This window comes from Aeromicrobium sp. YIM 150415, assembly GCF_016918125.1.
Classification (GTDB): Bacteria; Actinomycetota; Actinomycetes; order Propionibacteriales; family Nocardioidaceae; genus Aeromicrobium; species Aeromicrobium piscarium.
Map to the genome: position 1 here is coordinate 1 of NZ_JAERWM010000008.1, position 12,012 is coordinate 12,012.

General features: G+C 68.2%; 10 protein-coding genes. 2 read left to right on the plus strand and 8 right to left on the minus strand.

The annotated features are described in order from the left end of the window. Positions 1-173 precede the first annotated feature (173 nt). The 8 genes from JL108_RS05520 to JL108_RS05555 form a co-directional block, all read right to left on the minus strand. Positions 174-1,904 (minus strand): ABC transporter ATP-binding protein, encoded by a 1,731-nt coding sequence (locus JL108_RS05520; RefSeq protein ID WP_205197446.1) that lies wholly within the window; start codon positions 1,902-1,904, stop codon positions 174-176. Further along, positions 1,901-2,875 carry an ABC transporter permease gene (locus JL108_RS05525; RefSeq protein ID WP_205197447.1) on the minus strand — a complete coding sequence of 325 codons (975 nt, stop codon included), beginning with the start codon at positions 2,873-2,875 and terminating at the stop codon, positions 1,901-1,903. The genes JL108_RS05520 and JL108_RS05525 overlap by 4 nt, the downstream gene beginning before the upstream one ends. Further along, complete coding sequence (locus JL108_RS05530; protein ID WP_143912075.1) at positions 2,868-3,794, minus strand: ABC transporter permease; 927 nt, start codon at positions 3,792-3,794, stop codon at positions 2,868-2,870. Before JL108_RS05530 ends, JL108_RS05525 begins: the two co-directional genes overlap by 8 nt. 119 nt (positions 3,795-3,913) lie before the next feature. Then, positions 3,914-5,524, minus strand: coding sequence for an ABC transporter substrate-binding protein (locus JL108_RS05535; RefSeq protein ID WP_143911673.1), 1,611 nt, complete (start codon positions 5,522-5,524; stop codon positions 3,914-3,916). A 202-nt stretch (positions 5,525-5,726) separates the two neighbouring features. Then, positions 5,727-6,674 (minus strand): electron transfer flavoprotein subunit alpha/FixB family protein, encoded by a 948-nt coding sequence (locus tag JL108_RS05540; protein ID WP_205197449.1) that lies wholly within the window; start codon positions 6,672-6,674, stop codon positions 5,727-5,729. Between the two features lie 15 nt (positions 6,675-6,689). Next, positions 6,690-7,472: an electron transfer flavoprotein subunit beta/FixA family protein gene (locus JL108_RS05545; protein ID WP_185972954.1), complete on the minus strand. Its 783-nt coding sequence runs from the start codon at positions 7,470-7,472 to the stop codon at positions 6,690-6,692. A gap of 174 nt (positions 7,473-7,646) precedes the next feature. Next, complete coding sequence (locus JL108_RS05550; protein ID WP_205197450.1) at positions 7,647-8,648, minus strand: hypothetical protein; 1,002 nt, start codon at positions 8,646-8,648, stop codon at positions 7,647-7,649. Between the two features lie 2 nt (positions 8,649-8,650). Beyond that, entirely contained in the window at positions 8,651-9,430 is a 780-nt protein-coding gene (locus tag JL108_RS05555) for an enoyl-CoA hydratase/isomerase family protein (protein ID WP_205197451.1), read from the minus strand. Positions 9,431-9,596: 166 nt separating this feature from the next. Here JL108_RS05555 and JL108_RS05560 point away from each other — a divergent pair, with 166 nt between their 5' ends. Continuing rightward, positions 9,597-11,615, plus strand: coding sequence for a fructose-specific PTS transporter subunit EIIC (locus JL108_RS05560; protein WP_205197452.1), 2,019 nt, complete (start codon positions 9,597-9,599; stop codon positions 11,613-11,615). 32 nt (positions 11,616-11,647) lie between these two features. Further along, the gene (locus JL108_RS05565) at positions 11,648-11,905 is read left to right on the plus strand and encodes an HPr family phosphocarrier protein (protein WP_143911678.1); all 258 of its coding nucleotides are present in this window, start codon (positions 11,648-11,650) and stop codon (positions 11,903-11,905) included. Positions 11,906-12,012 lie beyond the last annotated feature (107 nt).

Genomic DNA, 12,012 nt, shown 5'->3' on the forward strand with positions numbered 1-12,012 from the left:
AACGCCCAGGACAGCCTGAACGCACGTCCCCGACCTACCCTTGACCTCGACACCCCAGCCACCCGGCTGAACAGGCTCCTCACCCAGGCAGCCTGACCACCCGTTGCTTCGACCACTAGAACCAGCCGCGCGAGAGAGGTGCGTAACTCACCGCCCACGTGAGCAGGGCGAGGTCAGCTGGCGAGGTCGATGGAACCACCGGGGATCGCATCGAGGAGCTTGCGGGTGTACTCCTCACGCGGATGGTCGAAGACCTGGATGACCGATGCCTGCTCGACGGCCTTGCCCTTCTGCATCACCACCACCTCATCGGCGATCTGGCGGACCACTGCGAGATCGTGGGTGATGAACAGGTAGCTGAGACCGAGCTCGGCCTGCAGGTCATTGAGCAGGTTGAGGATCTGGGCCTGTACCAGCACGTCGAGGGCCGAGACCGCCTCGTCGAGGATGATGACCTCGGGCTGCAGGGCAAGGGCACGCGCGATCGCGACTCGTTGCCGCTGTCCGCCGGACAACTCGTTGGGGAACCGCCGCATGACCGCCGAGGGCAGCGAGACCTTGTCCAGCAGATCGCGGATCGTCGCCTCCCGCTCCTTGCCGCTGCCGATCTCGTGCGTGCGCAGCGGCTCCTCGATGGATCGGTAGATCGAGTACATCGGATCCAGCGAGGCATAGGGGTTCTGGAACACCGGCTGCACACGACGCCGGAAGGCCAACTGCTCGGACTTGCCGCGCAGCGTCGAGATGTCAACACCGTCGAACTGGACCGTCCCGCTGGTGGGCTCGAGCAGATCGAGGACCATGCGCGCCACGGTCGACTTGCCGGAGCCGGACTCTCCCACGATCGCCGTGGTGGTGCCGCGTCGCAACGAGAACGAGACCTCGTCGACCGCGGTGAAGTCGACCGTGCGGCCCAGCCCACCGGCGGGCAGCTTGAAGACCTTGGTGAGCTCCTTGGCCTCGACGGCGATCCGCGTCGCCTCTCCCCCGAACTCGTCGCCCTCGTGCTCGGCCACGATCTCTCCCGCGGTCTTGACCGCGCTCTCGCGCACCTCCGCGCGCGTCTGCGCGGTGAGTCGCTGCGAGGCGAGCGACGGGGCCGAGGCGATGAGCCGCTGGGAGTAGGGGTGCTGCGGGTGCTGCAGGATCTCCAGCGCCGGACCCGACTCGACGACCTGCCCCTTGTACATCACCACCAGATGATCGGCGCGCTCGGCCGCGAGGCCGAGGTCGTGGGTGATGAGCAGAACGGCGACGCCCAGGTCATCGGTCAGCGAGTCCAGATGATCGAGGATCTGCTGCTGGACCGTGACATCGAGTGCCGAGGTGGGCTCATCGGCGATCAAGAGCTTGGGCCGTGCGGCCAGCCCCATCGCGATGAGCGCTCGCTGGCGCATGCCGCCGGAGTACTCGTGCGGGAACTGCCGGGCACGGGCCTGGGCGTCGGGGAGCCCGGCCTCCTCCAGCAGCTCCACGACTCGTTTGTCCGCGGCCTTGCCCTTGGCGATGTCGTTGGCTTCGAGCGCCTCCTTGATCTGCGTCCCGACCCGCACCAGCGGATTGAGATTCGACATCGGATCCTGCGGTACGAGACCGATCTGGCTGCCCCGGATGGCCTCCCGCTGACGACGCTTCAGATGCGTGATGTCGCGTCCGTCGAAACGGATCGTCCCGTCGGTGACATGGCCGGTGCCGGGCAGCAGATCGATGATCGCGTGCGCCGTGGTGGACTTGCCCGACCCGGACTCGCCGACGATCGCGACCGTCTGACCGGGATAGACCGTCAGGTTCGCGCCGCGGACCGCCGGGACGTCCCTCTTGCCCGATCGGAACGCCACGTGCAGATCGGTGATCTCCAACAGCGGCTCGGTGGTCCGCTCGATTCGCTCACTTCGCTCACTCATGACTTCTTCGCCTTCGGATCGAGGGCATCGCGCACAGCATCGCCGAGCAGCATGAAGCTCAGCACGGTGACCGCCAGTGCGCCGGCCGGGAAGAACAGCACGTGCAGGTTGCGGCCCGACCGGACCTCGGACTGCGCGGCTGCGATGTCATTGCCCCAGGAGACGACGCTCGCCGGGAGCCCGATGCCCAGGAAGGACAGCGTCGCCTCGGCCACGATGTAGACGCCGAGGGAGACGGTGGCCGTCACGATCACCGGGGCGAGGGCGTTCGGGATGACGTGCCGGCGCAGGTTGCTCCACTTGCTGGAGCCGATCGCGCGGGCGGCGTCGATGAACTCGAGGTTCTTGACCTCCAGCACGGCGCCGCGGGCGATACGCGTCATCTGGGGCCAGCCGAAGACCGCGAGCACCAGCACGACGGCGATGACACCACCCCAATAGCCGCGACCGGACCAGACATTGTTGAGCGCCGACAGCAGCACGATCGCGCCGAGGATGAGCGGGATGGCGAAGAAGACATCGGCGATGCGCGAGATGAGCATGTCGGTCCACTTGCCGTAGAAGCCGGCGAAGGCTCCCGTCAGCAGGCCGACGAAGGTGACGAAGAGCGTGGTCAGGATGCCGACGGTCACCGAGGCACGAGCACCGTGGATGACGCGCGAGTAGACGTCATAGCCCTGGGCGTCGAAGCCGAACGGATGCCCCGACTGCGGCCCCTCCTTGCTCCGGCTCAGATCGGCCGCACGGGGGTTGATGTCGGTGAAGAGCCCCGGGAAGAGGCACACGATGAGGATGAACAGCAACAGCACGGCCGAGATCCAGAAGATCCAGTTGCCCCGCAGCTGCTTCCACGCCTCCTTCCACTGGCCCTCCGGCGGTGCCGAGGTGTCGACCGTTCCGGTCTCCTCCAGCGGGGTCTCCGCGAGGGGCGCGACGAAGCGTTCCTGTCCAGGTCGGGCGATCTCAGGCATAGCGGATCCTCGGATCGAGTGCGGCGTACAGCAGGTCGACGAGCAGGCTCATGAGCACATAGACGAGCACCATGACGGTCACGACGGACACGACCGTCGGGCTCTCCCCGCGTTGGACGGCCTGATAGGCCAGGTTGCCGATACCCGGGACATTGAAGATGCCCTCGGTGACGATCGCACCGGCCATGAGTGTGCCCAGGTCCGCGCCGAGGAAGGTCACGACGGGGATCAGGGAGTTGCGCAGCACGTGCTTGCGATTGACGGTGCCCTCGGACAACCCCTTGGCGCGGGCCGTGCGGACATGGTCGGCGCTGAGGTTCTCGATCACCGAGGTGCGGGTGAGACGTAAGACATAGGCGAAGGAGACCAGGCCGAGGACGATCGCCGGAAGGATCAGTTTGCCGATGGAGGCGTCACCGCCGACGGTGGCGGGCGCCCAGTGGAGTTTGACGCCGAACACCAGCTGGAGCATGAAGCCGAGCACGAAGATCGGGACGGCGATGACCAGCAGCGAGACCACGAGCATGGTGGAGTCGAAGATCTTGCCGCGTCGCAGGCCCGCCCAGAAGCCGGCGATGATGCCGAGCACGGCCTCGATGATGAGGGCCATGAGCGCGAGCTTGACCGTGACCGGGAAGGTCCTGCCGATCAGGTCGGCTACCGGCTGACCGGAGTACGAGGTGCCCAGATCGCCGGTGAGCGCGCCGCCGAGGAACAGCAGCCACTGCACGAGGAAGGGCTTGTCGAGGTTGTACTGGGCCTCGAGATTGGCTCGAGCCGTCTCGGAGACGGGCTTTTCGCCGAACAGCGCGGTGATCGGGTCACCGGGCTGCAAGAAGACCATCGCATAGATGAGCAATGTGGCGCCGAGCACCACGGGGATCGCCTGGAGTAGGCGCTTTCCGACATACCACCACATCGGCACGGACCTCCTGATCGAGGGATCAATCTACTCCCCTACGGCGGATCGCACCGCAGGAGCGGGTGGAGCGCACACCGGTGGGGCGGTGCCCGTAGGCACCGCCCCACCTCGTGCGATCACTTCGTGACGTCGTGATACTCCGGCTTGTTCTGCCAGTTGAACTCCAGGTTGTTGACGCCCTGGGCGCCGACCGCGGAGATGTTCTGGTTCCACAGCGGGATGGCCGGAAGGTCCTGGAAGAGGATCTCCTGGGCCTGAGCGAGGAACTGTGCTCGCTCTTCCTCCGAGTCCGCCGCGGCGGACTGGCCGAGCAGGCCGTCGAAGTCGGCATTGCTGTAGTCGCCGTCGTTCGAGCCGGCACCCGTGCCGTACAGCGGCGCGAGGTAGTTGTAGACCGACGGGTAGTCGGGCTGCCAGCTGGTACGGAAGGCGGTGCCGATGCTGCGGTTGGTGACCAGCTCACGGAACTCGCCGAAGGTCGCGAAGGCCTTGGGCTCGGCCTCGATCTCCAGGTTGGTGCGGATCTGGTTGACGACCGCCTCGACCCACTCCTTGTTGCCGGGCCCGTCACCATTGTAGGACAGCTCGAAGGTGCCCTCGAAGGGAGCGATCTCCTCGGCCTGGGCCCACAGGTCCTTGGCCTGGTCGACGTCGTACTCGAGCACCTCGCTGCCCGGGATGTCCTCGGTGTAGCCGGGCATCAGCGGGGAGCTGAAGTCGGTCGCCGCGGAGTTCGCGCCGTCGAAGATCTTGTCGCCGATCTGCTCGCGGTCGATGGCCATCGACAGCGCCTGGCGACGCAGCTGGCCCTCCTCGTCCTCGCCGAAGTGCGCGAGCGAGGACGGGATGGTGAAGCTCATGAAGACCGAGCCGGGCTCGGTGATCGGCTGCACCTGGTCGTCATCCTCATAGGACGACAGCGCGCTCGGCGGCACCCGGTCGAGGATGTCGAGGTTGCCGGACTGGACGTCGGTGTAGGCGGCATCCGGATCGGTGTAGAACTTGAAGGTCACGCCCTCGTTCTGGGGTGTGCGGTTGCCGTCGTAGTCGCCGTTCGGGACGAGGGCGGCCTCGACATCGTGGTCCCAGCTCTCGAGCGTGTACGGACCGTTGCCGATCGGCGCCTCGCCGAAGGCCTCCATGTCGTCGAAGGCCGACTCCGGGAGCGGGAAGTACGCCGAGTAGCCGAGGCGCTTGGGGAACTCCGCCTCGGGGGCCTTCAGCGTCGCCGTGAAGGTGAGGTCATCGGTGACCTCGAGGCCGGAGATGGTGTCGCCGCCGGTGGAGACGCCTTCCTCGTCGGTGCCCTCGAAGGGGTTGAAGAAGTACGCGCCGAGCTGAGCGTTGTCCGGGTCCGCGCCGTAGTTCCATGCGTCGACGAAGGACTGCGCGGTGACGGGGCTGCCGTCGGAGAAGGTCCACCCGTCCTTGAGCGTGATGGTCCAGGTCTGGTTGTCGTCGGACTCGATGGACTCCGCGACCTCCATCTCGGTGTCACCCTCGGCGGTGTACGAGACGAGGCCGGCGAAGATCAGGTCGACGATGTTGCCGCCGCCGGTCTCGTTCGTGTTCGTGGGGACGAGCGGGTTCTGGGGCTCGGTGCTGAACGAGGTGATGACATTGTCGGAGCTGTCTCCGCCGCCATCACCACCGCAGGCAGCCAGGGTCAGGCTGCCGACGGCGACCAGCGCGATGCCCGCCAGGCGTGTCCGCCGAGTGAGTCGCATGGAATTCCTCCTGTACATGGGTACGCCAGATCAGGCGCATTCTCATTGCTATCACTCCGACCCGTTCGGAGGACAGAGTCGGAAAGCGACCTTAATCAAAGTGTCACCGAACCGATGAGCCATGACAAACCACCCGAACGGGCGATGGCATGACGACGGCCCCCGGCGATATGCCGGGGGCCGTCGTCACACGCGAGCCGTGTCAGCCCTTGCGCTTGGTGATCTCCTCGGTGGCCTGCGGGAGGACCTCCTTGAGGTCGCCCACGACACCGAAGTCGACGAGCTCGAAGATCGGCGCCTCGTCGTCCTTGTTGACCGCGACGATCGTCTTGGACGTCTGCATGCCGGCCCGGTGCTGGATCGCGCCGGAGATGCCGTTCGCCACGTACAGCTGCGGCGAGACCGTCTTGCCGGTCTGCCCCACCTGGAACGAGTGCGGGTACCAGCCGGAGTCGACCGCGGCGCGCGAGGCGCCGACGGCCGCACCGAGCGAGTCGGCGAAGGCCTCGACCTGCGAGAAGTCGCCACCGGTGCCACGACCGCCCGAGACGACGATGGCCGCCTCGGTGAGCTCGGGACGACCCGTGGACTCCTTGGGCTTGCTGGAGGTGATCTTGGCCGTCTTGGAGGCATCGGCGATCTCGACCGTCACGGACTCGACCGCTCCGCCGCCCGCCGCCTGCTCCGGCGCGGTGGAGTTCGGCTTGACCGCGATGACCGGGGCACCCTGGGTGACCTGGGCGGTCACCGTGAAGTTGCCGGCGAAGGCCGACTGGGTGGTGGTCACCTGGCCACCGTCAGCGGTCACGTCGACCGCGTCGGTGATCAGACCGGACTCGGTACGCAGCGCGACCCGCGCGGCGATCTCCTTGCCCTCCGTCGAGGAGGTCACGAGGATCGCGGCCGGGGACGTGTCCTTGGCCAGCTGCGTCAGCGCATCGGCCTTCGGCCCGACGAGGAACTCCTCGTACGCGGCATCGTCGAGCGTGTAGATCTTCTCCGCGCCGTACTCGGCGAGGACGCCGTTGTCGGCCGAGCCGAACACGACGGCCGAGGGCTCGCCGATGCGGCGAGCGATGGTCAGGAGCTCCAACGAGGGCTTCGCGACCTTGCCCTCGGGGGCATCGATCAGAACGAGAACTTCACTCATGATTCAGGCTCCTACTCACACGAACTTCTTGGAGGCGAGGAACTCGACGAGCTTGGCTCCGCCGTCTCCCTCGTCGGTGACGATCTCGCCGGCCGTGCGCGGCGGACGCGGCGTGAACGACTCGACCTTGGTCCAGGCGTTGTCCAGGCCGACCTCGCCGGCGTCGACGCCGATATCGGACAGCGTCCACTCCTCGACGGGCTTCTTCTTGGCCGCCATGATGCCCTTGAAGGACGGATAGCGGGCCTCACCGGTCTGATCGGTCACGCTGACGACGAGCTTGCCGGACGCCTCGATCTCCTGCGTGGCAGCATCGCCATCGCGGCGGATCTTGACGGTGTCACCCTCGACGGTGACCTCCGAAGCGAACGTGACGGCCGGGAGCCCGAGCCGCTCGGCGACAAGCGTCGGCACGACACCGAGGCCGCCGTCAGTGGAGGCCATACCGAAGAACACCATGTCGTACTCGAGCTTCTCGATCGCCTTGGCGAGCACCAGCGAGGTCGCGAAAGCATCAGAGCCCGCGATCGCGTCATCCTCGACATGGACACCGGCATCGGCACCCATCTGCAGCGCCTTGCGCACCGCATCGGAAGCATCGGCCGGGCCGACGGTCAACACCGTCACCTCACCCTCACCGGCCTCGACGACCTGCAAAGCCTGTTCCACGGCGTACTCGTCGAGCTCGGACAGCAGACCGTCGACGTTCTCACGATCAACGGTGTTATCGGCTTCGTCGAACGTGCGGTCGGCGGTCGCGTCCGGCACGTACTTCACAGCGACAACGATCTTGGTCACAAGGACCCTCCTGTGAAATCGGGGCGCGGACCCGGGGCGGGCCCACGGCAGTCTGACGACTGATTCGGGTATCACCTTAGCCTTGTGAAATATTCACGCGGTCAGGCGACCCTTGCTTTCAGCGATGTTACCCGCACGTTAACTCCGCGGCGAGCGGCTCGACAGTGGCGTGGGTCACCCTCGTGATCGGCGACGGGTGACGCGCCGGGTGAAGGACTGCACGGCGAAGCCGATCACGAGATACGCCAGGCCCGCGATGATCCAGGTGACCAGCAGGTCGACGGCCGCGGTGTCGTCACCGGTCCCGAAGGCGAGGGTGCGGCACACGGGCTCGAGGAGGTCGAACAGGCCCGCCGGCCTCTCGCCGAGCGCGAGCGTCAGCGCCCCGAGAGCCAGCAGGAGCGATGCGATGCTGCCGAGTGCGACGGCGACGGTTCCCAACGCGCGCAGCCCACGCACGCCCACCGAGCGCCGAGGGCTCGTCGGAGCGGGCACATCGGAGGCGGTGCCGGCGGACGCTACCACGGAGAGGTCGCGCGGGGCGATGTCGCGCGGGGCCGCGGGCAGCCCTTCGGTCATGCTGACCGTCTGATCCTCACCCACTTCTTCCGGCGACGCCTCGAGCGGGTGCTCGGACCCGCTACCCGGACCCGGGAGCTCGCCCGAGGGCTCCTCGGGATCGGCCGCGGAAGCAGCCCCGGCGATCTCGGCGGCGGTCAAGGGCTTGCGACGTTCTCGCTCCTCATGTTCCGCAGCCTCTCGCGCCTCACGCTCCGCCACCTCACGCACTTCCGCCTCACGCGCCTCACGCTCCGCGGCCTCGCGTGCTTCCACCTCACGCGCCTCACGCTCCGCGACCTCGCGCACTTCCGCCTCACGCGCTTCGCGCTCGACGGCTTCATGCTCCGCGGCGCGCTCCGACTCATCGGGTGTCGACTCCTCCGATTCGCGACGACGCAGCCCGGTCGGGGCCGAATCGTCCGCCTCGAAAGAGCCGATCTCGTACGCCGGGCCCTCATCCGCCTCGACAGCAGCACGACGACGCTTGCCCGAGGCCTCGGGCGACGGCTCGCCCGAGGCGGTGCGCTCCCGATACCGGCGCAGCGCCTCGTCCCGGCGACGGCGTCGCGCCTCGGCACGCAGCTGACGCGCGCGCTCCTTGTCGTCGGCGGCCATCGTCACCGCCCGGAGAAGGACGCCTGACCGGGCCCGTTGTCGATGAAGGAGGCCATGCCGGCCTTCTGGTCCTGCGTCGCGAACAGCCCGGTGAACCCGGCGCGCTCGATCTCCAACCCCGTCTGCAGGTCGACCTCGAGGCCACGGTCGATCACATCCTTGGCGACCCGGAGCGCCAGCGCGGGACCGCCCACGAACTGACGAGCCCAGGCGACGGCCTCGTCGTAGACCGCCTCGGCCGGATGGACCGCATCGACCAGGCCGATCCGCAACGCCTCGTCCGCGTCGACGAAGCGACCCGAGTAGATCAGCTCCTTGGCCGTCGCCGGTCCGACGAGCCGGGCGAGCCGCTGTGTGCCGCCGGCGCCGGGAATGATGCCCAGCAGGATCTCGGGCTGCCCGAGCTTGGCATTCGCCGCGCAGAACCTGACGTCCGCGGCGAGGGCGACCTCGCAGCCGCCGCCGAGGGCGAAACCGGTGATCGCGGCGACGGTCGGCTTGCCGATCGAGGCGACGGCCCGGGTGAACTCCTGCAACAGTTGACCGTGGGTCAGCATCTGCGCGTAGTCCATCGAGGCCATCTCTTTGATGTCCGCCCCCGCGGCGAAGACCCGATCGCCACCGTAGAGGACCACGGCCGCGACATCATCGCGCTCATCGGCCTCGCGCGCGGCAGCAAGGATCTCGCGTTGCATCTGCGCGTCCAGGGCATTCATCTTGGGCCGGTCCAGGCGCAGGGTGCCGATACCCTCTGCCACGTCGAGCCGTGCGAACTCTGCCACGTCACTACCTCCCTCTCGACGCCACCGCGCCATCTCGTGCAGTACCGAAGGCATCGTCGCATGATCGTGGCACCCAGGGTTGACAGGCACGTGACCCACATCGCAAAATCACATAAAGTCACATAAATGCACGCATATCCACACCTGCGGTAGAGAGAAGAAGACCATGACCGATCTCATCGTCCCCGAACTGGTCGGGCTCGACATCGATCTCGGCACGGACGCACGTGCCGTCATCCCCGCTCTCGCCCAGCGCGTGGCGGACGCGGGGCGCGCCGAGGCCGAGGGGCTCGCGCGCGATGCCCTGACCCGCGAAGGTCAGTCCGCGACCGGCCTGCCCGGAGGGATCGCGATCCCGCACTGCCGGTCCGCGGCGGTGTCGAAGGCCTCGCTCGCCTTCGCTCGGCTCTCACCCGCCGCCGATTTCGGCGCACCCGACGGCCCGGCCGATCTGGCCTTCCTCATCGCGGCACCCGCCGAGGGAGATGCCGATCACCTCGCCCTGCTCTCGGCCCTCGCCCGCGCGCTCGTGCGCCCCGACTTCACCGCCGCGCTGCGCGCCGCGACCACCCCTGAGGAGATCGTCGAGCTCGTCGACGAGGCCGTCGCCCCGGCCGCCCCCTCCCCTGCCCCCGAGGCAGCCGCCGAGGAGTCCGGGCAGCCCGACGAGGACACGGCAACGGAGGACGAGACCGTCTCGCTCGTCGCGGTCACCGCGTGCCCTACCGGGATCGCCCATACCTACATGGCCGCGGAGTCCCTCGAACGCGCCGCGGCCGAGGCCGGTGTCGAGCTGCACATCGAGCCCCAGGGCTCCTCCGGCGGCAAGCGCCTCGACCCGGCCGTGATCGACCGGGCCGGGGCGGTGATCTTCGCGACCGATGTCGGCGTCAAGGACAAGAGCCGGTTCGCCGGCAAGCCGGTCATCGAGAGCGGCGTGAAGCGAGGCATCGACGACGGTCCCGGCATGATCCGCGATGCGCTCGCGGCAGCCGCCGATCCGAACGCGCGTCGCGTCGCGGCGGGTGGATCCTCCTCGTCGTCCAGCTCGACCGCGGAGGGCACCTCCTTCGGCCTGCGACTGCGCCAATGGCTGCTCACCGGCGTCAGCTACATGATCCCGTTCGTCGCCGCGGGCGGCCTATTGATCGCGCTCGGCTTCCTGCTCGGCGGCTACGACATCGATGGCGAGGCGATCCTCGGCGACTACACCCTCTTCAACCCGCCGCCGGGCGCGGAGAACGCCGCCGTCTCGGTCGGCTGGCTCACCTATCTCGGTGCTGTGTTCTCCGTCGTCGGTGGCTACGCGATGATGTTCCTCGTCCCGGCGCTGGCCGGCTACATCGCCTACGCGATGGCCGATCGGCCCGGCATCGCCCCCGGCTTCGTCATGGGCTATCTGGCCACGCAGTCCGACACCGGCTTCCTCGGCGGCATCGTCGGAGGCCTGCTCGCCGGCGCGATCGCGATGTCCTTCAGTCGCCTACAGCCTCCCCGCTGGCTCGCGGGGCTTATGCCGGTCGTGATCATCCCGCTCGTCACCACGCTCGTCGCCGGACTGATCATGGTCATCGTGCTCGGCAAGCCGATCGCCTGGATCATGAACGGCCTGGAGGACTGGCTGACCGGCATGTCGGACGGATCGACCTTCATCCTGGGTGCGGTCCTCGGACTGATGATGGCCACCGATCTCGGCGGCCCGATCAACAAGTCGGCCTATCTCTTCGCGACCGCAGGCCTCGCCGAGGCCAATCTCGGAGACCCGGACTCGCCGCAGATGATGATCATGGCCGCGGTGATGATCGGCGGCATGACGCCGCCGCTCGCGCTCGCGCTCTCGACGTTGCTGCGCCCGCGGCTCTATACGCAGGAGGAGCGGGAGAACGGCAAGGCGGCCTGGCTGCTGGGAGCCGCCTTCATCTCCGAGGGCGCGATCCCGTTCGCCGCTGCCGATCCGCTGCGGGTCATCCCCTCGATGATGCTCGGCTCGGCCGCTGCGGGAGCGATCGCCATGAGCACCGGGGTGACGCTCGCGGCCCCGCACGGCGGTATCTTCGTGTTCTTCGCGGTCGGCAACGTGCTCTGGTTCTTCGTCGCCATCATCGTCGGTACTCTCGTGAGTGCCCTCGCGGTGACCCTGGCCAAGCAGATCGGTCGCAAGCCCACCGCGCCCATCGGGGCCTGAGGCCCCCCAGCAATCTCCCGAGAGGACCGAACATGCCCAGCAAGACCGTGACCGTCGGATCGTCCGTCGGCCTGCACGCCCGTCCCGCCGCCACGATCGCCCAGGCGGCCAGCGAAGCGGGTGTCCCCGTGACCCTCGCGACCGGCGGCGGAGACCCCGTCGACGCCGGCTCGGCCCTGCTCATCATGACGCTGGGCGCGAAGAAGGGCGACGAGGTCACCGTCGAGAGCGAGGACTCGGCCGTCGTCGACAAGATCGCCGGACTGGTCGAGGCCGACCTCGACGCCTGACCGGCCTCACCTTCGCCCTCCGGGCGCGGGGGGGGGGGGGGGGGGGGGGGGGGGGGGCCCCCGCGGGGGGGGGCCCCCCCCCCCCCCCCGGGGCGCGGGGGGGGGGG

Excerpts from the sequence above, each read along its gene's own strand:
- JL108_RS05560 (WP_205197452.1), top strand. The coding sequence starts at position 9,597 with ATGACCGATCTCATCGTCCCCGAACTGGTCGGGCTCGACATCGATCTC.
- JL108_RS05550 (WP_205197450.1), bottom strand. The coding sequence starts at position 8,648 with ATGGCCGCCGACGACAAGGAGCGCGCGCGTCAGCTGCGTGCCGAGGCG.
- JL108_RS05565 (WP_143911678.1), top strand. The coding sequence starts at position 11,648 with ATGCCCAGCAAGACCGTGACCGTCGGATCGTCCGTCGGCCTGCACGCC.
- JL108_RS05530 (WP_143912075.1), bottom strand. The coding sequence starts at position 3,794 with ATGTGGTGGTATGTCGGAAAGCGCCTACTCCAGGCGATCCCCGTGGTG.
- JL108_RS05540 (WP_205197449.1), bottom strand. The coding sequence starts at position 6,674 with ATGAGTGAAGTTCTCGTTCTGATCGATGCCCCCGAGGGCAAGGTCGCG.
- JL108_RS05525 (WP_205197447.1), bottom strand. The coding sequence starts at position 2,875 with ATGCCTGAGATCGCCCGACCTGGACAGGAACGCTTCGTCGCGCCCCTC.
- JL108_RS05535 (WP_143911673.1), bottom strand. The coding sequence starts at position 5,524 with ATGCGACTCACTCGGCGGACACGCCTGGCGGGCATCGCGCTGGTCGCC.
- JL108_RS05520 (WP_205197446.1), bottom strand. The coding sequence starts at position 1,904 with ATGAGTGAGCGAAGTGAGCGAATCGAGCGGACCACCGAGCCGCTGTTG.